Below are 23303 nucleotides of genomic sequence, written 5' to 3'. Positions count from 1 at the left end.
TCTATCCCTCCTGATTCCGTTCATATATAATACGCAAACCTTCTAATGTCAGAAGCGGATCAACCTCATCTATCGTTTCCGATTCTGAGCTAATTAACTCAGCCAAGCCGCCCGTCGCGATAACACGCGGCGAGACTTTAAATTCCTTGCGGATTCTGCGCACGATACCGTCCACTTGTCCTGCATAGCCATATATAATACCCGCCTGCATGGAAGTGACCGGATTGCGGCCGATGACGCTTGGCGGCTTCACCAGCTCAATGCGCGGCAGCTTCGCCGCCCGCTGATAAAGCGCCTCTGTCGATATTGCAATGCCCGGCACAATAGCGCCGCCCAAATAGCTGCCAGCGGCATCAATGTAATCAAACGTCGTTGCCGTTCCGAAATCGACGACAATAAGCGGACTGCCATATTTGACGATGCCCGCCACCGAATTCACGATGCGGTCAGCGCCGACCTCGCGGGGATTTTCATACCGGATATTAAGTCCGGTTTTCACGCCTGGACCAACGATAAAAGGAGTCTTGCGCAAATACTTCATGCACAGCTGCTCCAACGTCCGCATGAGCGGCGGAACGACTGATGAAATAATGACACCCTCCATCTGCTCCAGACGCATGCCGGCAAAATGAAACAAATGATGAAAGTTGATGCCATATTCATCAACTGTAGCGGAACGATTCGTGCTGAGCCTCCAGTGATGAAGCAGCTCCTTGCCTTGATAAATGCCCAAGACTATATTCGTATTTCCGACGTCAATGACGAGAATCAAGACATGGTCCCTCCCTTCTTCGCAAACAGGTCGAGACTAATATCGAGTGATTGAAAGGAATAGGTGAGGCCTCCTACCGAAATGACATCGACACCGCAAGCGGCTATACCGTGTATGGTATCAACCCGCACATTGCCGGAGGCTTCTACAATAACATGTGGTGCGTGCTGCTTGATTTGCTTTACTGCGGCTTTCATCATCTCATGTGGCATATTGTCCAGCATAATAATATCAGCGCCGCATGCAATCGCCTCATCGACTTGCTCCAAGGACTCCGTCTCCACCTCGATCTTCATCGTATGGGGAATACCCGCTCGAGCTGCTTCCACTGCTTCCCGAATACCGCCTGCGCCCTTAATATGATTATCCTTGATCATAACGGCATCATACAAGCCAAAGCGGTGATTCGAGCCGCCGCCTACGCGAACGGCATATTTTTCAAGCAGACGATGGCCTGGCGTCGTTTTGCGAGTGTCGACCAGTCGGACCGGCAGGCCTTGCAGCGCCGCTACAAACTCACTAGTCTTCGTCGCCACGCCGGACATCCGCTGCATTAAATTAAGCGCTAGACGCTCCCCTGTAAGCAGACTATGGATGCTGCCTTCTACTTCAGCGAGTACAGTGCCTTTTTCTACATACTGTCCATCCTCGACCTTTGCCGTGAAGACCAGCGATTGGTCAACGATTTCAAACACAAGGCGCGCAATTGGAATGCCCGCAATCCGCCCATTTTCCTTCACATGAATGACGGCCTTTGCCTGCGCTCCACGCGGAATAGTCATAGCCGTCGTTACATCGCCGCTTCCGATATCTTCAGCGAGCCAGCCGCGTATTTGCGCGCGCAGCGCTTCATTATAGCCATCCAGCGTTGTCTCAAACATTGGTTAACCGCTCCTCTGTCCTCCCGTATACACGGTGCATTACGGTATGCTTGCGCCATACTTGATCATTGCGCTCCGGGAAGTCCTCACGGTAATGCGCGCCGCGGCTCTCCTCCCGCTGCAAAGCGGATTCCGCCGTCAGCAGGGCGCATGTCAGCATATTGGCAAATTCAAACTCTTCCCGCTTGGTCAGCATCGCTTGAAAAATAGTCAACTGGCGCCGCAGCTCCTCCAGCCCCTTCTCGAGGCCCTTGGCATCGCGCTGCAAGCCCGCATACCTGACCATCACTTTTTGCAGCTTCAATCTCCGCTCCACCACTGCCTGAATCGGCACACTGCTGCGCGGTACGCTGCTCTCTATTATAGGCTGAATCTCTGCATGCTCTGCAAGTTTATCAATCGCCTCGACGATACGCTTGCCGAAAACGACCGCTTCCGAAAGCGAATTGCTGGCCAACCGATTCGCTCCATGAACGCCTGTCGAGGAAACCTCGCCGCAGGCGAACAGCCTTTTAATATTGGTTTCTCCATCGAGATCGGTTTTAACGCCGCCCATCATATAATGTGCAGCAGGGGCGACCGGAATCCAATCTGTCGTCAAATCCAAACCGTATTGCAGGCAAAATTCATAAATATTCGGAAAACGATGCTTCACCATATCCGGCGACTCATGCGTCACATCCAAATAAACAAAAGTTGATTTCGTAGCTTCCATCTCGCTAATAATTGCGCGGGCCACTACGTCACGCGGCGCCAGCTCCAGCTGATGGTGATAGCGCTCCATAAAACGCTCGCCTCGCGTATTGCGGAGGACGGCTCCTTCGCCGCGTACAGCCTCTGAAATCAGAAACCGTGGCGCTCCAGGATAGCATAGGGAGGTCGGATGAAACTGGACAAACTCTACATCCTGTATAAAAGCTCCTGCCCGGTAAGCCATAGCGATCCCATCGCCTGTGGCCACCTCAGGATTCGTCGTATAACGGTAGAGCTGGCCTGCGCCGCCCGAGCATAGAATGGTCGCCTTGCCGCGTACAAGCAGACGCGAGCCGTCCGGCTTTTGCACAACAGCGCCCACACATTCTCCATCATTGGTAACCAAATCGATGACAAAGTGGTCGTCCCATACTTCAATACCCGGCTTGGATAACGCTTTCTCCGATAAGGCTCGTACAATTTCGTAGCCCGTCGCATCCCCATTCGCATGCAAAATACGACGCTGGCTGTGAGCGCCTTCCTTCGTCAGCGCAAACTCGCCATTTTCCAAATCGAACTGTGTGCCCATTTCAATGAGCTGATTCACACCTTCCGGCCCCTCATGCACGAGCACATTGACCGCATCCTCCGAGCACAACCCCGCTCCCGCAATTAGCGTGTCCTCGCTGTGGTAAGCTGGTGAATCGTCCTCCGATATGACCGCGGCAATGCCGCCTTGCGCATAGCGGGTGTTGCTGTCGAGCAGCGACTTCTTCGTAATCATCAGCACGGAATGCCGATCACTGGCCCGAAGTGCGGTAAAAAGACCGGCAATGCCGGCCCCAATCACAATAACATCCTTCTCGATTACCGGCAGTTCGTCCAGCTTTATGTCTACAAGGTATCTGGGAATCATTTCTGCGCCTCCAGGCATAGGAGTAGCGCATGCTGCTCCTATTTCACGAGTAACATGCGCTCCAGGGACAAGCGTGCTTGATCCGCCACATGCGGCGGTACATAGATTTGCGGCTGCATCGTTTCAAGGCATTTAACCAGCTTCTTCAGGTTATTAACCTTCATGTTCGGGCAAACCAAATATTTAGATGCAAACAGGAATGTTTTGTCCGGGCTGTCCAATCTCAGCTGATAGCCTGTGCCATCCTCCGTGCCGACAATGAACTCCTTGCAATCCGATTCCTTGCAATATTTAATAATCGCTGTCGTGCTGCCGACAAAATCACCCAGCTCCACCACTTCAGGGCGGCACTCAGGATGCACAACAAACTGCGCATTCGGGTGTTTCGCCTTCATTTCCTCTACATCCTTTACCGTCAACATGTCATGCGTGTTGCAGTAGCCTTCCCAGATGATCATGTTCTTATCGGTCTTCTGCTGCACATAGTGCCCAAGGTTCTTGTCCGGTACCCAAATGACGTCTTGGCCTTCAACGGAATTTACAACGTTAACCGCATTCGCCGATGTACAACAAATGTCAGTCTCTGCCTTAATTTCGGCGGAAGAGTTAATATACGTAACGACAGTCGCATTCGGATGCTGGGCTTTCAGCTTGCGAAGACCATCGACATTGACCATATCGGCCATCGGGCAGCCTGCACGCTCGTCCGGAATAATGACGGTTTTATTGGGAGCCAAAATTTTGGCGCTCTCCCCCATAAAATGCACGCCGCAAAATACGATGACATCCGCATCCGTCTGAGCCGCTTTCTGAGCTAGCAAAAACGAGTCGCCGCGAAAATCCGCAACCTCTTGAATTTCATCACGCTGATAATAATGAGCAAGAATGATGGCGTTGCGCTCTTTCTTCAATTGCATTAGCCGTTCCCGCAGTTCGCGGTTCTGCTCCGCCTTGCGTTCCAGTGCCAGTGCTTCCACAGTTAATCCTCTCCTCTTATGAGGGAAGGGCAAGCTGATTGCCCATTCCAGATATGGCTACTACCGACTTTGTGAATTGATGCACAAACCTAAAAAGTCGTTCGCCTTTCATTTGACCTTTACGGTAAATTCATTTGATAAGGTTTAATTTACTCCAGGCAGATCATGCTGTCAATGCGTTTATGACAAAAGTGTGAATTCCCTTTGAAAATAGCACCTGCCACAGCTAAACTTTCCATCATTGGCGGCTATTGTGTATAAATGCAGCGTTTACGCACATGGTTATCCACAAGTTATCCACAATCGTGGATTTTCTGTGACTAACCTTGTGTAAAGGGTTAGAAAACAAAAAAACTTCCCATGGATGAATCATCACTTACGTGATAGCCATGGGAAGTATGATGCTTCTTGTTTCGATTAGCGCTTAGCTGGATCGTATGGTTCGCCAAGCGAGCCTGGAGCGGAAGAACGTCCTACTGCACCAACGAGTACAACGAGCGTCAATACGTATGGCAGCATATAGAAAAACTCGGTCGGAATTTGCTGCGACCAATCGAACAGTTGAGCAAAGTTCCGAATCGCTTGCGCGAAGCCGAAGAAAATAGCAGCTCCCGCAACGCCGAGAGGATTCCATTTTCCGAAAATAACAGCCGCGATAGCGATAAAGCCTTGGCCCGAAATGGTATTATGGGCAAAGTTGCTCGTCGTTGTTAACGTAATGGTCGCACCGCCAAGACCTGCAAGTGCTCCGCTGAGCAGCACGCCGATATAACGGTATTTTGTTACGCTGATACCCACTGTATCTGCCGAGCTTGGGTATTCGCCAACTGCGCGAAGGCGCAAGCCGAAGTGCGTTTTGTACAGCACAATATAGCTGATAATGACAAGGATAATAACAACATAGGTCGTCGGATAAGCTTTAAAGAACGCCTCTCCAAAAAACGGAATATCTGATAAATAAGGGATTTCCCATTTGTTGAATACATGAGTCAGCGTTGTCGTCTGTCCCGAACCCTCATACAAGCTTTTCGTCAAATAAATCGCGATACCCGCTGCCAAAATATTAATAACGACACCGACTATCGTCTGATCCGCCTTAAATGTAATCGTGGATATCGCATGTAGAAGGGCAAATATCACCCCATAAATCGCTGCCCCCACTAAGCCTATCCACGGAGCAGATTCCTCATAACCAGCTTGTATCGCATAGTCGGTAATGACTGCTGCCGCGAACGCGCCAGACACCATTAAACCTTCGAGACCGATATTTATAACGCCAGAGCGCTCAGAGAATAGACCACCAAGACCGGTAAAAATAAGCGCCGTAGAAAATACAAGCGTAACGTTAATAAGTTGACCCAATATCTCTAGTGCATTCATATTAGATCGCCTCCTTACGCTTGTCTGCACGTCGTCCAAGGAATGGTTTTAAGAAAAACTTTACTATGCCATGCGAAGCAATAAAGAAAATGATCGAACCAATAACGATTCGAACGAGCTCTGGCGGTACGCCCGCTCCAAAGCTCATACCCGCAGAGCCATAGCTGAGACCACCGAACAGTACAGCACCGAACAATACGCCGATTGGCGTATTGCCGCCAAGCAAAGCAACCGCGATACCATCAAAGCCATAGCCCCATGGCGCTGACAGAATCGTCTGATAGCCAAATACCCCCAGCGTCTCAAACACGCCTGCCAGTCCCGCAAACAATCCGCTAATAAACATCGACTTTACAATGGTGCGATTGACATTAATCCCTGCATACAGCGCTGCGTCAGGGCTTTGTCCCACTGCTCTGAGCTCATAGCCCTGCTTCGTTCTCCACAGTATAATATAAAACACTCCAATACCGAGCAAGGCAATAACAGTACCCCAATGCATACGGGCATGATCCATCGCATCGGATAACCAGCCAATCGATACGAGTGCTGACTCTTGAATCGGATCCGATTTCTGCTGCCCTTTTGCCACAAAAAACGCACGAATAATGTAATTGGATAAATAAAGCGCAACCCAGTTCAACATAATCGAAGAAATAACCTCGTTAACGCCGCGAACAGCCTTTAAATAGCCAGTCAATGCCGCCCATAAGCCTCCACACAGCGCTCCGACAATAATAGCAAGCGGAGCATGCAGAAACCAAGGGAGGTCAAGCGTAATCCCTATGACGGTTGCACCAGTCATACCCATCATGAACTGGCCTTCTACCCCGATATTAAACAGGCCTGTACGGAAAGCGAAAGCAACCGCTGTACCTGTAAATATGAGCGGGGTAATCGCACGAATAGCCTCACCCATATCGTAAGGGCTGCCAAATAGCTTTTTAATCAGTGATTGGTAAGCTAGAATAGGATCAAACCCGCCTGCCAGCATGGCTATTGCCCCGCATAACAGACCCAAAATGATAGCCACCAAGGGGACGAGGAAGGATGTTTTATTGAATATTTTGTCCGCAATTCCTTTGACTTTATCCATGGTTGCTATCTCCCACCTTTGCTCGGCTGCTTCGCCGCCAAATTGCCTGCCATCATTAGACCCAGCTGTTGATCGTCACGCTGATCAGCATCGGCATAGCCCATTATTTTACCTTCATACATAACCGCAATGCGATCAGATAACGCGTACAGCTCATCCAGCTCAAAAGAAACGAGCAAAATCGCTTTGCCTGCATCCCGCGCTTCAATTAACCGCTTATGCACATATTCGATCGCGCCTATATCCAGACCGCGAGTCGGCTGTACAGCGATGAGCAAGGACGGATTTTTCCATATTTCACGGGCAATAATGGCTTTCTGCTGGTTACCGCCCGACAAGGAGCGAGCCTTGGCCCCAATGCCTGATGAACGCACATCAAACTCAGTCACGAGTTGATTCGCCAGAGCGTCTATAGCTTTAAAATCAATAAAGCCATGTTTGCCGAACTGTGGATCAAAGTACGTATCCAGCACCATATTTTCGCTGAGTGTGAAATCAAGCACCATTCCATGCTTGTGACGATCCTCTGGGATATGGCTGACGCCTGCAACAGACATTTGGCGCGGCGTTTTATTGATCATTTCCTTACCCAAAAGCTTCACAGAACCACTAGAAGCTTTACGCATGCCAGTAATAGCCTGTACCAGTTCACTTTGTCCATTGCCATCAACACCAGCAATACCCAAAATTTCGCCTGCACGGATATTAAAAGCGACGCCATTTAGAACGAGCTTATTCTCCTCGCCTTTCATCGTAAGGTTTTCAACAGATACGATAAGCTCTCCAGGCTCTTTCTTGGTTTTTACCGCCTGAAAATTAACGTCACGGCCAACCATAAGCTCCGCAAGCTGCTGCTCGTTCGTTTCTTTTGTCGTAACGGTTCGAACCACCTTGCCCCGACGAATAACCGTCACCGAATCTGCAAGCGCCATAACCTCTTTGAGCTTATGCGTAATCAAAATAATGGACTTGCCTTCTGCAGCCAAATTACGCAAGATGCCAATCAGCTCTTCGATCTCTTGTACGGTAAGCACAGCAGTAGGCTCATCAAAGATTAAAATTTCAGCGCCACGGTATAAGGTTTTCAAAATTTCCACACGCTGCTGCATACCCACCGTAATATCTTTAATCCGCACCTGCGGATCTACTTTCAATGCATAACGTTCCGAAATGGAACGGACTTTATCATTTGCTTGCTTATAATTGACGAATGTGCCAAATTTACGCGGCTCATTGCCAAGCACAATATTTTCAGCCACTGTAAATGGCTGTACCAGTTTAAAGTGTTGATGTACCATACCAATTCCAAGCTCAATAGCTTTTCCTGCACCTTCAATAACCGTTTTATTGCCGTTGACCCAGATTTCCCCTTCATCAGGCTGATACAATCCGAACAAAATGTTCATCAACGTAGACTTCCCTGCACCATTCTCGCCCAGCAATGCATGGATTTCGCCTTTCTTGAGCTCAAAATCAATCGAATCATTGGCTACAAGCCCGGGAAAGCGTTTCGTAATCCCCTTAAGTGTGACAGCCGCTGCACTTTGTTTCATCCAGTTATCCTCCCCGGTTTGTTAGCTCCCAATCTCAAAAAAGGACAAGACCGGCTTGAGGGCAGGTCTTGTCGGCTGTACATAATAAACAAACGACATTAAATCATAAGTTTAAAACTATTTCACTTCAGTTGGAACTACAAGCGAACCGCTAATAATTTGTTGTTTGTAGTCTTCAACCTTTGTCATAATTTCTGCAGAAATGTTAGGGTTGTTCTCTGGCAGGCCTACTGCGCCGTCTTTCAGACCAAGAACAACCGATTTGCCGCCTTCCCATTTGCCGTTAATCAGGTCAGTGGAAACTTGGTGAATGGCAGCTTCAACGCCTTTAAGCATGGAGGTAAGCGTAACTTCGTTGCCGAACTCGATCGATTGGTCTTTATCAACACCGATTACCCATACATCTTGCCCTGCTTTTTTACGAGCTGTAGCTTCGTTGAATACGCCGTTGCCAGTACCACCAGCAACTTGGAAAATAATATCTACGCCGTCATTGTACATTACAGTTGCTGCTGCTTTACCTAAGTCTGGTTTGCCGAATTCGCCTGTGTAGTTGCGGATAACCTTCGCTTCAGGGTTTACTGCCGCTACACCTGCATTGAAGCCTGCTTCAAATACAGTAACGCTCGGAATTTCCATGCCGCCTACAAAACCAATTTTATTTGTTTTTGTTGTCAAGCCAGCAACTACACCTACTAGGAACGAACCTTCGTTAGCTGCGAAGTTAACAGAAACAACGTTTGGTGCGTCAACAGCGGAGTCGATGATGCCGAACTTGGAGTCCGGATTGTCTTTCGCTACTTTACCCATTGCATCTTGGAACAAGAAGCCTACGCCCCAAATCATATCGTATTTCTCAGAAATGAATGCACGCAGATTCGGTTCCATATCAGCGTCGCCTTTACTTTCCAAATATTTCGTTTCGGAGCCTGTATCCTTCGTTACACGTTGCAGGCCATCCCAAGCACTTTGGTTGAAGGATTTATCATTTACGCCGCCTGTATCTGTAACCATGCCGATTTTGAGTTTAGCTGCTGTACCAGTATCTGATGATGCTTCTGGTGCCGCAGACGCCTCAGGCGATGCTGCTCCGTTTGTGCCATTGTTTTTGCTGCCGCCACCACAAGCAGACAATACTAATGCGAACATAAGAACAATAGACAACATAAAACCTAAACGTTTTTTCATCTTCGATTTCTCCCCTTAATATAGATGTGTTGTAACTGCAACCTACTTGCTTATATTATTGTTGTTGTGCTTGGCTGCTATTCTCTTTATTATAATTGCTTATCCACATACGTCAACTTTTTTACGTCATGTAACATGACACAGAAATTTTGTTCACGCCTATATCTCACAATTATTTAACATTTGTGCCAAACACACCATTAAAACCTTACACACACCCGACAAAACCAAATAATTCCTGAGTTTTACCTCTATTATTATAGGCTAAATCCGAACATTAATAAAGTAAAATTAATCAAGCGTAAACGGCTGACGCCGACCTATGGCGGCAAAGCTACTGTTTCGCGATGAAATAAAAAACAGCTATTTTCTCGGTCACTACTGAGAAAATAGCTGTCTCCATAAACAACTGGCGAGGACGAAGATTCAACGACCGACAATGTCGGTTTTCTAACGCGTCCTCATCCTGTTTATTTCGGTTCTTCCCCATCGTTCGGTTTATCATCAGATTTATCCAATGAAGGGATTTCTCCTGCTTCTCTTGATTGAATACGAACCTTAACGTCGCCAATCGTATCGACGATTGGTTCAGTTGTTGGTTCAACAGCAACACTCTCTGCTTCACCTTCCGCCAATTCAAGCGTGCCTGTCTCGATCAAACGTTTGATTTGATCCATTTCAAGCGTCTCTACAGACAGAAGCGTCTCCGCAATCGTGTGAACCTCTTTCGATCTCTCGGTGAGCAATTTTTTCGCACGCTCATAACAAGCTCCGATAATCGCCTGCATTTCTTGGTCAATTTCATAAGCGATCGCATCGGAGTAATTTTGTTCATGGCCGATATCACGTCCAAGGAACACCTGTCCTTGCGAGCTTCCGAATTGCAATGGACCAAGCTTGTCGCTCATTCCGTATTCCATAATCATCGCACGAACGATACTCGTCGCTTGTTTAAAGTCACTGTATGCGCCTGTGCCGATTTCGCCGATAAACAATTCCTCAGCTACACGTCCGCCAAGCAAGCCCGTCACTTTATCAAGCAGCTCCTGCTTCGTTACCAGCATCCGGTCTTCCTTCGGCATCATGATGACGTAACCGCCAGCTTTGCCACGAGGAATAATGGTCACTTTATGAACGAGATCCGCATGCTCCAGGAAGAATCCAATAATCGTATGTCCAGCTTCATGGAAAGCAACAATACGCTTCTCACGATCGCTGATTACGCGACTTTTCTTCTCTGTACCTACGATAACACGGTCAATAGCTTCATCAACCTCTCTCATTGCAATATCTTTCTTATTGCGACGAGCAGCAAGCAACGCTGCTTCGTTCAGCAAGTTTTCAAGATCTGCTCCGGAGAAGCCTGTTGTACGTCTTGCGATAATATCCAGCTTGACGTCCTTGTTAAGCGGCTTATTGCGGGAATGAACTTTCAGCACCGCTTCACGGCCTCTCACATCTGGACGGTCTACCGTAATTTGACGGTCAAAACGTCCCGGACGCAGCAAGGCAGGGTCCAAAATATCAGGGCGGTTCGTTGCTGCAACGATAATGATACCTTCGTTCGCTCCAAATCCGTCCATCTCGACGAGCAATTGGTTGAGCGTTTGCTCACGCTCATCATGACCGCCGCCAAGACCAGCACCACGTTGACGGCCAACGGCGTCAATCTCATCAATAAAGATAATACAAGGTGCATTTTTCTTCGCATTTTCGAACAAATCACGGACACGGGATGCGCCGACACCGACGAACATTTCCACAAAGTCCGAACCCGAAATACTGAAGAATGGTACGCCTGCTTCACCGGCTACTGCACGGGCAAGCAACGTTTTACCTGTTCCCGGAGGACCATTGAGCAGAACACCCTTAGGAATACGGGCGCCTACCAGATTAAACTTACGCGGATCTTTGAGGAAGTCAACAACTTCAACCAGCTCTTGCTTCTCCTCATCCGCCCCTGCCACATCCTCGAAAGTGATGCGCTTCTTCTCTTCATTGTAAAGCTTGGCACGGCTTTTGCCGAAATTCATGACTTTGCCGCCACCGCCTTGCGCTTGATTCATTAAGAAGAAGAACAGAACGAATATAATCACAAACGGAATGATGGAAGTAAGGAGTGTAAGCCAGACACTTGGCGTATCCATTGGTTTATACTGTAACTCAAAACCGTTTTTCACTGCGGCTTCACGCAATACCTCGCCTGAATCGATCCCTGCACGCGATGTGAACTGTATGCTCTTCGCGTTTTCGGGCTGTTTAATGTATTTACCAGAAATATAATAAGACTGACCATCGTACTTTATCATCATTTCCGCGACGTTGTTCTCATTAATAGCAGCGCGAAGCTGATCATATCGTATTTCGACGGTAGTATCATTCTGATTGCTGATAAACTGAATAATCCCGACGGTTACCAAAAAGATGATCAAATAAAATCCAGTGTTACGGATGATCCGATTCATCTCCTACCTCCTCTCAAGACGCTTTTCATATTTTAACATAGCATGACTTTCCATCACAATAGAACCACTTGGAGGACAGGCATACTGGTTAAGCCCATTCAAATTACTTCTCGTACACTTCCGGTTTCAAAACGCCAATGAACGGCAGGTTGCGGTAACGCTCAGCAAAATCAAGCCCATAACCGACAACGAATTCGTCCGGCAGCGTAAAGCCCGTATAGTCTGCTTCGAGATCTACTGTACGGCGTGCCGGCTTATCGAACAGCGTAGCCACCGTAACCGATTTGGAATTGCGGCGCTCCAAAACATCAATCAAGTAGCTTAGCGTCAAACCGCTGTCAATAATGTCCTCAACGATGAGTACATCGCGGCCTTCTACCGATACATCAAGATCCTTAATAATCTTGACCACACCTGAGGACTTGGTCGACTGACCATAGCTCGACACCGCCATAAAATCAATCTCCAGCGGAATCGTCATTTCCTTGATCAGGTCGGACATGAAAATAATGGCCCCTTTAAGGATACAAATAACGAGAGGGTCACGCCCTTCAAAATCCTGACTGAGCTTCTTGCCCATCTCACGCACCTTGGCCTGAATCTGCTGTGCATCGTAAAGCACTTCTTGAATGTCGTTTAACAACGGATTAATCCCCCTACAGTACTTATGTTTATGAGTGTAACAGTGCTTCTTATTCTTTCGTCATACGAATGAATAATAGTTCCTTCGTGCTTGGGCTGATAAGCGCATGGCTAGATCGCCTTATGCCTGGAATCCACAGCAGCCGCCCATCTGCATCGAAAAGCAGTGGATAGCGTTCGCGCTGTGAAGGAGGCAGCTTTTCGTCAACGAACATATCTTGCACTTTTTTAGACCCATTTAATCCTAAAACTTGAATTCGGTCACCACGGCGCCGATTTCGTACAGTCAGCGGAAACGCAAGCTGCTCCAAATCGAAACAAGCTTCATGGCGGCCCGCCAGTTTTCCAGCAGCCTGATCATCAGCTGTCCGCCGCTCAAACGCGAGCTTCCAGCCGCCCGCCTCTACCTCTATGTATTGCTGGGTCAAAGGTACAACATCAAGCGCATAGTCTGTATTCGCTTCCTCTTGTCTCGGCATCCTGACAAAACGCATATGGTCGTATTCACGCAAGCAGCGCAAACCGTTTCCAATATCCATACGCCAAGTGCTTGAACTTTCGGGCGCTGCGGCAAGCCGCATAGACTCGATATGCTCGAAGGAGACCACATCAGCATCCCTCGAAAGATAATCTAATATTAGTTTAATCAATCTCCTTTGTAAAGCGACATGAAGGCCCGCCAAACGACTGCAGCTTACAGAACATTCCTCCGGCTCCGTATAGGCTAACTCTTCGAATAAAGCTTTTGTCTGCCTATCCAGCCATTCATCCTCGGCGCCCGCCACTTCAGCAAGGCGGCCAAGCGATTCGGACAGCTGCGGATTGAAGCTGGATAACTGCGGAATAACATCCAGACGGACAACATTGCGAAAGTAATGGCGCTTTTCGTTGCTGCTGTCCTCGCAATACGGAATGCCGTAATGACGGCAGTATTGTAAAAGGTCTGTTTTGTTCTTACGCATGAGGGGGCGAATGAGTTCCACGTTTTTTTCCTGCCTGCGCAGCGACATGCCAGAAAGTCCCGAAATACCGCTGCCGCGAATCAAATGCATGAGCACCGTTTCCGCTTGGTCATCTGCATGATGGGCAAGGGCAATCGCCTGTGCGCCCCACCGCTGCGCAACCTCATGCAAATAGGCGTAGCGTTTTTCGCGCGCCGCCGATTGTGCGTTCATTTTTGTTTCTTCTATATAAGCAGGCAAATCGAGTTCTGTCAGCTCAAAGGGCAGCCCAAGCTCCCCCGCATAACGCCGAACTACCTCTGCCTCCAGCGCCGACTCCTTCGGCCGGAAGCCGTGATTCACGTGAGCCGCAACAACGTTTAGCACCCCGCGTGACTTCAGGCGGCTCAGGAGATGCAGCAGAGCCATAGAGTCCGGTCCCCCGGAGACAGCAACAACAACACAGTCCCCTTCGCTCCATAACCGTTCCACTGCTGCCAGCTTCTGAACATCGGGAAGCATATCGATTCCTATCGTCATTTCCTCTTCCCTCATTCCCTTCTGGCCGCCGCCTTCAACAAAATAGCTGGCGAAACCTTGCTATAACAACTTATGTCATTACATACCCACGCGAAGCAGCCAATAAACCGATACAGCCAGCATAATTGCCGAACCCGCAACTAGCCCTTTGAGCCAGAAAGGGGTCGGGGCAGCTTGCTTGCGGTTCGTTCCATGCATCAGCACACGCCACGCCTCCGCGCCTTCAGCAGCATCTGCAAAACGTCCCGCAAGAGCTTCTGCAAGCCAGCCTGCAATCGGCTTCAGAGAAGCATTGGTCGCAATCAGCTGCTCTAAATCATCGGTCGAACGATTTTGCGGGAGCAGCGTCAAGGTAAGCTGGTGCAGTCTCTTCGGTTCGTGCATTTGGATGCACAGCACCGCGAAAGAAAATAAGTCGTATTTCAAATCAGCAGCCCGGGAACCTGCGTTCCAGTAGCCACGGTCATAAATTTCAGTAAACTGGCGAATGCTCTTCCCTACCGCCGTCACCCCGCCGTAATCCACCAGCTCGACATGCCCATAATCAGCAACCATCACATTTTCCATCTTTAAATCGCAGAATACCCAGCCCTTGCTGTGAAGCTCCGCCAGTTTATTCAACAGATTAAGGCTGACCAGCGGGAACCATTCCTTGCCGTTTTGCAGCAAATACGCAGACAAGTTCACCCCGCGCACATACTTCATAATATAAAAAGGGTAATCGCGTCCATCGGAGCCTTGCAGATCATCCACATCATACAAAAATGCAGGCGCTTGGCGCCTCCCCTGCTTCGCAAGCGTCTGAAGCACATTGATTTCCGATTGCAGGTCTACTGCGTCAGCGCCTACCTTAAGCGCAACCCACCCCTGGTCGGAATGGACCAAGTACACTTTGCCATTGGCGCCTTCCCCAAGCAGACGCTCGACCCGATACTTACGGCGCTTCCATTTTCCAGTCACCACAGTGCCACGGCGGAGACTGATTCTAAACGACGTAGTCACTCATCATCCCATCCGTTTCTTCTCTGCTCCTCCTACCATAATCCCCCTGACGATAAAAATCAATCACCTGCATCAGCGCAGGACCCGTTGGCGTCGTGCCACTCATTTGCAATTTCGGAAAAATCGACTGCGCTCCTGTCAAATTATCCGTCCAGCCCAAATCCATTTTGCACTCTTCTCCATGCCTTCCGCCCGGAAAATGAAAGACAGCGATTTCGCTTTTCCCTTGCCTTGCTTGCAGGCTCAGCATCAAGTCGCGGATCGCCTCTTCTACCGCAATCAGCTTTGGCTTCATGCTAGCGCTGGCGTCGATAAGCAGCGCCACCTGCAGACTGGAGCTTTCCCCCAGCTCATCCATCACCCTCACGACCTCACTGCGCGTCTCCGGCGGCAAATCCTCAATCGCCCCGCTGCCAAGCACATGTTTAAGCTCCTTCTGTACAGCTAGCTGAATCGTCTGTACAACTGTCTTGCGCGTCATCATCTGGACAGTCTGCGCCAGCTGGCGCGTATGAACCATCCGGCTGATGCCGCCGCCAGCCCTTGCAATCTCCTCAATTTCCATGCTGCCTGACTCGCCTGCATCGCCGTGATCAAGCACCCCGACGACATTGACTGCAATACCCTCCGCCTTCGCATGAGCCGCTGCTACAATCGGGCTTAGCCCTACATTCGAACAACCATCGGTTATTAGCAAAATTTGTTTCATCCCTATCAATCTCCCTTCACAAGCGTAAACGGCTGAAGCCGTCCTTTGGCGGCAAAGCTTCCGTTTCGCGTTGAAATATAAGCCCATTTATAAGTGTGAAACTTATAAATTCTTATATTTGCACAAACAGCCACAAACCAGCATGCCGCCCTACTTAGAGTGACAAGGAGCTGATTCTATCAGTTTTGCCCATTTTAAGAGAGATAAACGGCTATACGCAGAAAAAACCAGCGTTTATTCATAGCCGCTTCCTTTGAAGCACGCTATGAATGAACGCTGGTTTGGTTAACCACCTCCAAGAGAACATTCTAATTAGCTACCGCTTAGCCGCTTCACCTCCAAATTAGTAGGTGAGCCAAGGTAAAACGGCTGCCGCCGTCCCTGTCGGCCCTCCTATATGCTAGCTTACCGTCCGCGGGCGCTCCATTCGCGTCATCCCCGGCCAGCGGAATGCCGCCCACTCTGGCAAATGCTTGTCCACACGCGCCACCAGCACGGTCATGTCATCGATAATCTCCCCCTTATGGTAACGCACAACGGTGTCCAGCAGCACATCGGCCATTTCCTGCGGGTCCTCCGTCTTCAGCTCATGAATCATTCGTTTCATCCACATCTCCTTATTGACCGCATGTCCTGGCGCATCATAAATGCCATCGCTCATCATAATGAGCGCATCCCCGGGCTGAAGCTGCATCGAAATCATATCCACATCAATATCCTGTAAAATGCCGATTGGCAAATTATTGGCCGTAACTGGAATCACTTCCTTGCCGCGCTTAATAAAGCTCGGCGTTGAACCGATTTTCATAAACATTGTTGAGGCGGTGTAAAGATCGATAATGGCGAGATCCACGGTTGCGAATACTTCATCTGACGAACGCAGCAGCAGGATGGAATTGACCGATTTGACCGCGAGCTTCTCGTCCATACCCGACTTGAGCAGCTGCTGCAAAATCGACAGCGCTGCGCTGCTTTCCTGGCGCGCCCTCTCTCCATTTCCCATGCCATCGCTAATTGCCACGGCAAATTTGCCGTTGCCAAGCTCCACCATGCTAAAGCTGTCGCCTGACAGCAGATCGCCCCCTTTTGCCGCACCAGCAACGCCCGTTTCAATTTCAAATACTTTGGCGGAGCCAAATACGACCCTTGTTGCTTCTCCATTTTTCTCTGGTTCCTCCTCGAGTTTAACTGCAATATGCTCACCTAAAATATCCGTAAGCAGCGGCGCAATAATTTTGCGGCACTCATCATATCCCTTGCTAAATGTATGGTACAGCTCAATATCAACATTGCCCTCCTCCAAATTAATCACTTCAATTTCTCGAATCGACAGGCCCAGTCCCTCCAGCGCCTCCCTAATCTGCTCCTCCTGCAAATGCAGCGTTTGCCCCTCGCGGCGAATTTCCTTCGCCAAATCCTCCATGACCTGGGACACGCCAGTCAATTGCTCGGCCACCAGCTGACGGGAGTCGAATATTTGCTTCTTCCAGTGCATATTATTTTGATATAGCTCGTACTGCTGCTTCATGACAGACATCACCTGCGTCGACTTGGAGCAATGGGCGGTCCACGTTCGCGGCATATCCTTGGCTCCAGGGGCACGCTCCTGCTCTACCGTCGTCATCATCTCCGTCATCACTTTATAGGTCTGATAAAATTTATCCCCCCAGCATGCATTTTGCCGATGGCAGCTTGCGCAGCTTCGTGCCGCCACCTCATTCATAAAATGAGTGATCTCATCTTCGCGATTCATCGCCACAGCGCCGCCGTTTAATTGCCCAAAGCTTCGCGAGAGCTGCCGGAACATCTCCGAATATTGTGTGACCCGCTCAGCCGTCACCTCACGCACCCGCTTCGCATATTCATGCTGCGAATTCGCATGCTCATTCGTTCCCGGCACATAGCGGGATATCGTTCGTATCATGACGCGCGGCGTCAAAATCAGCATAATAGCCGCTGTAACCGATTCCCAGGTGGATGCCATCACATCGCCTTGACCGCCTACATATACGGCTAGAATGGACGTTCCAAGCAGCATGCCGAAGGCTACAGCCATCTTCCCTCCATCCCGCAGCAGCCCCGCCAGCAAGCCCGCAAACGCCAGCAGACTCATCTGCACAATGGCGTTAAAGTCCGCAAGGCTGAGTATGAGTCCAGCAATGACCCCGACCGATGCTCCAAGCGGCGCGCCCCCAGCAAGCGCGAACAGCACCAGCATATAACGCGACATTATATGCTCCACCGACATGCCGTAGATCACCCAGCCAACCGCCCCTGTCATAACGGAAGCGAGCAATATCATCAAGCATATGATTTCCTCGCTGCGCAGCGCCGTTGTCTTCTTAGACATAGTCAGCACCGGAATGGCTTGGATGAACACGAGCGTGAGAACAAAGCCGAGTGCCGCTTCCACTACAACCAGCATGATGCTGTACCAGGTCAGCGTGTCCAAGGTGAAGGCATGAAACAATTGGACGAGCAAGGTGGCGGTAAATACGAGCAGCGGAGCCGAAGCAAGCTCAGCCTTCTCGTAGGCTTCGAGCCCCTTGAACAAAAGAAATAATGCGGCAATTTCCATCGCAATCCAGACTGGGGAGGGTGTAACCGCAAAGAAGCTCCCCACCACCACTGACAGCCCAACCCAAGCAACCGCATCCTTTCGAAGAAAATAAATGACGGCAAAATAAGCGGCGGCAAACGGCATAAGCGACTCCAAAATGACGGCTCGTCCGAGCAAAAAACCAACAGCGACAAGCAGGAAGGTCCATTTTTTCGCCAGCACCAGCTGAATAAATCGCTGCGAGGCAACACGCTCCTTGACTTTACCGATTCGAGGCTGCAGCCATCCCTCTTTCTTTCCTCTGGGAAATACGAGTACACTTTCCTTGTTCATCCGCAGACACCACCATTTCCGAATGTATTGTGTTTCCCATTATAGGAGGTCGTCCATAGGAAGTTTGTCAGTTTAACGTAGGCGGCCCAAAAGTTTTTTCCGACAAAATCAACTGCCCTCGCAGTCCTTGTCAAAAGCAAATTTTCGCTTGCCCCGTCTGGGCTCATGCCGCCCTCTTTGCAGCCAGTGCCTCGAACAGCTTCAACAAAAACCGTCTATTGGCACTTCCATTTGTTGGCGAATATGCAGGTGAATGTGTCGGTATTGAAAGAGTAGGGGAGGAAAAAACTTTGAGGCGGCACATAAACGCAAAAAAAGCAGAACCATAAAGGCTCTGCTTTTGTCATTAAAATATAGCTCTTGCTTAAACCCGCTTGGCTCCGCGTCCACCGCGTTTGCCTTCGGTATTCTTCTTCAGGGAGGAAATGCGTTCTTCACTGTCTTTCAGGAAGCGCGACACTTTATCCTCAAAAGTTGGTTTTCCGTAAGCTGGTCTCCCGGCCTGCTGCTTGAATGGACGTCCACCACCGCCGCCACCGTGTCCTCCACGGTCGCCACGATCCTGACCGCCACCACTGCCGCCACGATTAAAGCGTTCTCCGCCGCCACCACCACCAGGCCCGCCACTTGGACGAGTGCTTGGACGTGATTCGCGTGCAGGAGGCAGTTGGCCTTCTGGTCGATCAATTGCCTGTTTAATGGAAAGTCCAATTTTTCCGTCTTTGTCAACGTTTATCACTTTGACCTTGACCACGTCTTCAATCTTCAGGTGATCTTTCACGTCTTTGACGTAATTATCAGCAATTTCCGAGATGTGAACGAGACCTGTGACACCTCCAGACAAATCAACGAATGCCCCGAAATGCGTAATGCCTGTCACTTTGCCCTCTAACTTCGCGCCTACTTCAATTGCCATAAAATAAAATGTTCCTCCCTAAAAGTTTCGCTTAATGTACTATTAACGTGATTATAACCGAACGGAAGAAGGAAGGTCAACAGACGTTCACCCGTTTGTGCGTCTATTTAACCACCTGTATCTGTTGTTCGCCCTCTTTAACCATGCCTTGACCTTTGGTTGCAAGCTGCGCAATATATTCTGGATCGTTAAGCCGCTCAATTTCCTGTTGCAGCTGCTGCGCCTGATTTGTGGCATCTTCCTTCTGTTTCATTACAGCTGCAAGCCGCAGTTCGGTAGCGTTTTGCTGCTGGATTTGTCCAAAGAAGGTATAAGCCGCCCAGCCCATGAAGAGGACAATAAACATCATCCACATCTTGATCCGACGCTTGGAGCCTGGATTAACGGTTAACTTGTTTGCTGCTGCTGCTGCTGTCGCCAATTGCTTGTACCCCCTTAAGAAATAGAACCAGATGCATCCATCACTCGATCTGCTCCATGCCATGAAAACTTAGAATAACTTCCGCCAAAGCGCAACTACGCGTGCAACCGCTGCCTTAAAGCGCTCTGTAAGCTTAAACTTATCGGCGTACTTCATAAATAGGCGGTTCAACGGTCGTATGATAGGACCTAATACCCACCATAGCAATAGCCATAATGGACGAGTCAATTTTAACATAATTTTTAGCACAAAAATAGTGAAAGCAGTCCCAAATCCCAGTGCTACAATACCTATTTTGTACAAAAGAAGGATCGGCTTAATAATGACAAATTCCACCGTTTTGACGATTCCTCTGATCAGTGCGCGGATTGCGCGAATAATGCTCTGCACCAGCTTGATAACCGGCTTGCTAAATAGAAAGTAATAGCTGCTCACACCTATTGCCAGCCCTAGAAAGACGTACGCCCGCACCTCGCCATTGTTGCTTGCGTACAGCACACGAAACACGATAATCGACGCTGCCAGCCAGTATATAATGTCCAGAACCGGCAGCCACCAACGTGGAAACCGCAGCTCATTCGACACCACACGATAGCCGTCAAAGGCGACTCCCATGCCGATTCCTGACAGAAGCATCATCGCGAGCGTGTACCACTGCATCGTCAGTGTCACTTAAATAATTTACCAAACAGGCTTTTGGATTTGCTCGGGGCATTGCCGTCCAGATAGGCGAGCGAATGAACGAGCCCCTCTATAGCGACAAAGCCTTGCTCCAGGCTGAGATGCTTAATATGCAGGTTCTGTCCTTTAATCGTCAGAAAGCCCAGATCCGTTTCCAGCAAAAACTCCTCGCTGTCAAAGCTCTCCACGTTTAATACCCCGGTAATTTCCAGCAGCTTTCGATTGAGCATCTTCACTTCCTGACGCTTTTGCCCTTTATTCTGATCCACCATTGACCCGTCCCTCCACTTCAAAAACGCAGCTTATGCTAAAGCTTATGGGAGTGGGACGAACTTTAGAACCTGTCCAGAAGGACAAACCTATGGAATCTATGAAAGGGCTCATGAAAATATAGCGGCTACCGATATATACCCTATTCTATGATTTTGAAACAGCAGAATGCCTTGCACGGATACCTATTAGATGAAAATGCCATTGCGCTCAGCGGGCGCTTTTTACCCGTTTCAACTGGGCGACAATAATAATGCTGATCACGACGAGCAGCAGCCACGAGCTGATTTTGCTCACATGGACGAGCGTCCATTGCTTTTCCTGATCCGGATAGGCCCACGCCCCGAAGAAGGTCATAATATTTTCCGCAATCCAAATAAAAAATCCGATTAGAACAAAAGCCAGCGTAAGCGGCATCTTATAGACGACTCCCCCAAGCGTGAAGTGGACACTAGAACGCCAGAATACGATAATCAGCCCCGCCATCAGCACCCATCTGAAATCCCACAAATAATGATGGGTAAAAAAGTTCAAATAAATCGCTGCGCTGATCGTTACCGCATACGCCATTTTTGGCCAGCCGACCATCTCCAGATTGAATCTGCGCCAAGCCTGGCAGATATAGCTTGCTACGCTCGCATACATGAAGCCGCTGTAAAGCGGAACGTCGAATACCCTTGACCACCCCTCGCCCGGATACGTCCAAGAGCCCATCTTCACCTTATATACCTCAAGGGCCAGACCGATAATGTGAAACAGGCAAATGACCTTCAGTTCATCCCACGTCTCCAGCTTTGTAGCTACCATAACAACCTGCATGACCAAGCAGATGAGCAGAATTAGGTCATACCTTGCTATGCCCGGCACCTGGACGTAATGTGTAAGAGCCATGGCCCCGAAGATCGTTACCGGAAATAGGCAATTGAGCGCCTGCAAATACCCAAACAGCAGCAGTTTTTTTAAAATATAGAAAAGTATATGATTCCGCCATCCTTTCTCTATATTTCTCGGACTGAAACGCCGCGCGCCGCCAGAGGACGGCGACAGCCGTTTCACCTTGGAAAATGAATCATTTCGCCTCTACTTCATCAGCCACGCCGCTCAAATGCAGCGCACAATTAAACTTTTCACAGGACCAGCCACCTGCCGCATTCGCATAAATCGTCGAGATGGACGTGTTTTGAAGCGGCTCGTTCTTATAAGCGTCCGGCACAAGCTCCTTCAAGCAGCGGCCGATGAGCGCTCCGTGGCTAACAATAAGTATATTTTGACCCGGATGGTTATGAGAAATCTCCCTCAGCACCTCGAAACCGCGGCCTATAACGGATTCATGGCTTTCACCCTGCCAATCCACTTTGCGCCAGTCGGCTCCCCACTTCAGAATACGCTCCGCTTCCGTCATGCCTTCCAGAAGGCCGCCTCCCATTTCCCGCAGCCGCTCATCCTGCTTGACCGCCATGCCGCCGCCCAGGCGCGCCGCTACCGTCTCTGCTGTCACAAGCGCCCGCTGCAGATCACTGGAGTAAATATGATGCCATTCCTCCTTGCTCAGCCGCTCAGCCAAAACTGCCGCTTGCCGCTTGCCCTCCTCATTCAGCGGAATATCCGTAGAGCCCTGCGCTCTCCCCTCGATATTCCACTGCGTGACGCCATGCCTGATCCAACCGATTCTTGTCATGCTTCGTTCCCCCTCCTTATTCTTTTTCCATCCATGCTTATATACGTATATTTATAAAAAAAAGGTTGCTCCCGCACGTTGGTATCATGCGCAAGCAACCCTTTATCTTTATTGCCATTCAAGATCATTGTCACGCGGACGCTGTTCTTCCTTCAGCACCGTGTAGAGCTCACCGGCTTCATCCTTGCGGGTCGTTTCGGCAATTCGCTCAATTCGAACGGTTACTGTCTTCTGCCCGTATTGGATAGCAAGCTCATCCCCAACCTTTACGGCGCTGCTCGCTTTCGCTTCGCGGCCGTTGATCCAGACGCGCCCCTGCTCGGACACATCTTTGGCGACTGTGCGCCGCTTGATCAGGCGGGATACTTTGAGAAACTTATCCAGACGCATGAATTATTGGATAGCTTCTTTCAGCTTGTTGCCTGCTTTGAATGCAGGAACTTTCGATTCTGGAATGTTAATCTCTTTGCCTGTTTGTGGGTTGCGGCCAACACGGCTTGAGCGTGTGCGCGTTTCGAAAGTACCGAAGCCGATCAATTGTACTTTGTCTCCACCAGCAAGAGCATCTGTTACTTCACCAAGAAAGCCGTTAAGAACAGCCTCTACATCGCGTTTAGTCAAACCGCTTTTTGTTGCAATGTTGTTAATCAAATCTGTTTTGTTCATTCTAAAATCCTCCTAATGATAAG

22 protein-coding genes are annotated in these 23303 nt (G+C 49.4%); all 22 read right to left on the bottom strand.

The genetic code is table 11. The features are described 5' to 3' along the window. Position 1: 1 nt before the first annotated feature. Entirely contained in the window at positions 2 to 772 is a 771-nt protein-coding gene (locus MHB80_RS00505) for a type III pantothenate kinase (RefSeq protein WP_338553855.1), read from the bottom strand. Continuing rightward, positions 769 to 1653, bottom strand: a complete 885-nt coding sequence (gene nadC / locus MHB80_RS00500; RefSeq protein WP_341280358.1) for a carboxylating nicotinate-nucleotide diphosphorylase — start codon at positions 1651 to 1653, stop codon at positions 769 to 771. Before nadC ends, MHB80_RS00505 begins: the two co-directional genes overlap by 4 nt. Further along, positions 1646 to 3262, bottom strand: coding sequence for an L-aspartate oxidase (nadB, locus tag MHB80_RS00495; RefSeq protein ID WP_341280357.1), 1617 nt, complete (start codon positions 3260 to 3262; stop codon positions 1646 to 1648). Before nadB ends, nadC begins: the two co-directional genes overlap by 8 nt. Positions 3263 to 3300: 38 nt before the next feature. After that, positions 3301 to 4239: a quinolinate synthase NadA gene (nadA, locus tag MHB80_RS00490; protein WP_046234439.1), complete on the bottom strand. Its 939-nt coding sequence runs from the start codon at positions 4237 to 4239 to the stop codon at positions 3301 to 3303. Between the two features lie 417 nt (positions 4240 to 4656). Beyond that, positions 4657 to 5619, bottom strand: coding sequence for an ABC transporter permease (locus tag MHB80_RS00485; RefSeq protein WP_341280356.1), 963 nt, complete (start codon positions 5617 to 5619; stop codon positions 4657 to 4659). Between the two features lies 1 nt (position 5620). Then, positions 5621 to 6715, bottom strand: a complete 1095-nt coding sequence (locus MHB80_RS00480) for an ABC transporter permease (protein WP_341280355.1) — start codon at positions 6713 to 6715, stop codon at positions 5621 to 5623. A gap of 5 nt (positions 6716 to 6720) precedes the next feature. Continuing rightward, a complete protein-coding gene (locus tag MHB80_RS00475; RefSeq protein ID WP_341280354.1) occupies positions 6721 to 8268 on the bottom strand; it encodes an ABC transporter ATP-binding protein in 1548 nt (515 codons plus the stop codon). A gap of 117 nt (positions 8269 to 8385) precedes the next feature. After that, complete coding sequence (locus MHB80_RS00470) at positions 8386 to 9456, bottom strand: BMP family protein (protein ID WP_341280353.1); 1071 nt, start codon at positions 9454 to 9456, stop codon at positions 8386 to 8388. A gap of 470 nt (positions 9457 to 9926) precedes the next feature. Then, positions 9927 to 11921: an ATP-dependent zinc metalloprotease FtsH gene (gene ftsH, locus MHB80_RS00465; RefSeq protein WP_341280352.1), complete on the bottom strand. Its 1995-nt coding sequence runs from the start codon at positions 11919 to 11921 to the stop codon at positions 9927 to 9929. 103 nt (positions 11922 to 12024) lie between these two features. Next, complete coding sequence (gene hpt, locus MHB80_RS00460) at positions 12025 to 12564, bottom strand: hypoxanthine phosphoribosyltransferase (protein WP_338553848.1); 540 nt, start codon at positions 12562 to 12564, stop codon at positions 12025 to 12027. Positions 12565 to 12613: 49 nt separating this feature from the next. Beyond that, positions 12614 to 14044, bottom strand: a complete 1431-nt coding sequence (tilS, locus tag MHB80_RS00455; RefSeq protein WP_341280351.1) for a tRNA lysidine(34) synthetase TilS — start codon at positions 14042 to 14044, stop codon at positions 12614 to 12616. Positions 14045 to 14122: 78 nt separating this feature from the next. Further along, on the bottom strand, positions 14123 to 15046 hold the full coding sequence (locus MHB80_RS00450; protein ID WP_341280350.1) for a serine/threonine protein kinase: 924 nt from the start codon (positions 15044 to 15046) through the stop codon (positions 14123 to 14125). Beyond that, positions 15030 to 15755, bottom strand: a complete 726-nt coding sequence (locus MHB80_RS00445) for a VWA domain-containing protein (RefSeq protein ID WP_046234430.1) — start codon at positions 15753 to 15755, stop codon at positions 15030 to 15032. The genes MHB80_RS00450 and MHB80_RS00445 overlap by 17 nt, the downstream gene beginning before the upstream one ends. 400 nt (positions 15756 to 16155) lie before the next feature. Next, a complete protein-coding gene (gene spoIIE, locus MHB80_RS00440; RefSeq protein WP_341280349.1) occupies positions 16156 to 18648 on the bottom strand; it encodes a stage II sporulation protein E in 2493 nt (830 codons plus the stop codon). Between the two features lie 364 nt (positions 18649 to 19012). Further along, positions 19013 to 19564 carry a S1 domain-containing RNA-binding protein gene (locus MHB80_RS00435; RefSeq protein WP_099517810.1) on the bottom strand — a complete coding sequence of 184 codons (552 nt, stop codon included), beginning with the start codon at positions 19562 to 19564 and terminating at the stop codon, positions 19013 to 19015. A 103-nt stretch (positions 19565 to 19667) separates the two neighbouring features. Continuing rightward, on the bottom strand, positions 19668 to 19985 hold the full coding sequence (locus tag MHB80_RS00430; RefSeq protein ID WP_341280348.1) for a septum formation initiator family protein: 318 nt from the start codon (positions 19983 to 19985) through the stop codon (positions 19668 to 19670). Between the two features lie 69 nt (positions 19986 to 20054). Next, positions 20055 to 20657, bottom strand: a complete 603-nt coding sequence (gene yabQ, locus MHB80_RS00425) for a spore cortex biosynthesis protein YabQ (protein ID WP_341280347.1) — start codon at positions 20655 to 20657, stop codon at positions 20055 to 20057. After that, complete coding sequence (gene yabP / locus MHB80_RS00420; RefSeq protein WP_046234426.1) at positions 20654 to 20938, bottom strand: sporulation protein YabP; 285 nt, start codon at positions 20936 to 20938, stop codon at positions 20654 to 20656. Before yabP ends, yabQ begins: the two co-directional genes overlap by 4 nt. A 208-nt stretch (positions 20939 to 21146) precedes the next feature. After that, positions 21147 to 21914 carry a DUF817 domain-containing protein gene (locus tag MHB80_RS00415; protein WP_341282814.1) on the bottom strand — a complete coding sequence of 256 codons (768 nt, stop codon included), beginning with the start codon at positions 21912 to 21914 and terminating at the stop codon, positions 21147 to 21149. A gap of 91 nt (positions 21915 to 22005) precedes the next feature. Beyond that, complete coding sequence (locus MHB80_RS00410) at positions 22006 to 22614, bottom strand: histidine phosphatase family protein (protein ID WP_341280346.1); 609 nt, start codon at positions 22612 to 22614, stop codon at positions 22006 to 22008. Positions 22615 to 22722: 108 nt separating this feature from the next. Beyond that, complete coding sequence (locus MHB80_RS00405) at positions 22723 to 23004, bottom strand: RNA-binding S4 domain-containing protein (protein WP_046234424.1); 282 nt, start codon at positions 23002 to 23004, stop codon at positions 22723 to 22725. Between the two features lie 3 nt (positions 23005 to 23007). After that, positions 23008 to 23280, bottom strand: coding sequence for an HU family DNA-binding protein (locus tag MHB80_RS00400; protein ID WP_046234423.1), 273 nt, complete (start codon positions 23278 to 23280; stop codon positions 23008 to 23010). Positions 23281 to 23303: the final 23 nt, after the last annotated feature.

It is taken from the genome of Paenibacillus sp. FSL H8-0537, assembly GCF_038051995.1.
Classification (GTDB): Bacteria; Bacillota; Bacilli; order Paenibacillales; family Paenibacillaceae; genus Pristimantibacillus.
Note: the sequence above shows the minus strand (reverse complement) of the source record. Positions and strands in the feature narration are given on the sequence as shown.

Bases quoted from the DNA above. Each gene is read 5' to 3' on its own strand.
- nadC (WP_341280358.1), bottom strand. From the start codon at position 1,653: ATGTTTGAGACAACGCTGGATGGCTATAATGAAGCGCTGCGCGCGCAA.
- nadB (WP_341280357.1), bottom strand. From the start codon at position 3,262: ATGATTCCCAGATACCTTGTAGACATAAAGCTGGACGAACTGCCGGTA.
- MHB80_RS00485 (WP_341280356.1), bottom strand. From the start codon at position 5,619: ATGAATGCACTAGAGATATTGGGTCAACTTATTAACGTTACGCTTGTA.
- MHB80_RS00480 (WP_341280355.1), bottom strand. From the start codon at position 6,715: ATGGATAAAGTCAAAGGAATTGCGGACAAAATATTCAATAAAACATCC.
- MHB80_RS00475 (WP_341280354.1), bottom strand. From the start codon at position 8,268: ATGAAACAAAGTGCAGCGGCTGTCACACTTAAGGGGATTACGAAACGC.
- MHB80_RS00470 (WP_341280353.1), bottom strand. From the start codon at position 9,456: ATGAAAAAACGTTTAGGTTTTATGTTGTCTATTGTTCTTATGTTCGCA.
- ftsH (WP_341280352.1), bottom strand. From the start codon at position 11,921: ATGAATCGGATCATCCGTAACACTGGATTTTATTTGATCATCTTTTTG.
- tilS (WP_341280351.1), bottom strand. From the start codon at position 14,044: ATGACGATAGGAATCGATATGCTTCCCGATGTTCAGAAGCTGGCAGCA.
- MHB80_RS00445 (WP_046234430.1), bottom strand. From the start codon at position 15,755: ATGAAACAAATTTTGCTAATAACCGATGGTTGTTCGAATGTAGGGCTA.
- spoIIE (WP_341280349.1), bottom strand. From the start codon at position 18,648: ATGAACAAGGAAAGTGTACTCGTATTTCCCAGAGGAAAGAAAGAGGGA.
- MHB80_RS00435 (WP_099517810.1), bottom strand. From the start codon at position 19,564: ATGGCAATTGAAGTAGGCGCGAAGTTAGAGGGCAAAGTGACAGGCATT.
- yabP (WP_046234426.1), bottom strand. From the start codon at position 20,938: ATGGTGGATCAGAATAAAGGGCAAAAGCGTCAGGAAGTGAAGATGCTC.
- MHB80_RS00410 (WP_341280346.1), bottom strand. From the start codon at position 22,614: ATGACAAGAATCGGTTGGATCAGGCATGGCGTCACGCAGTGGAATATC.
- MHB80_RS00405 (WP_046234424.1), bottom strand. From the start codon at position 23,004: ATGCGTCTGGATAAGTTTCTCAAAGTATCCCGCCTGATCAAGCGGCGC.
- MHB80_RS00400 (WP_046234423.1), bottom strand. From the start codon at position 23,280: ATGAACAAAACAGATTTGATTAACAACATTGCAACAAAAAGCGGTTTG.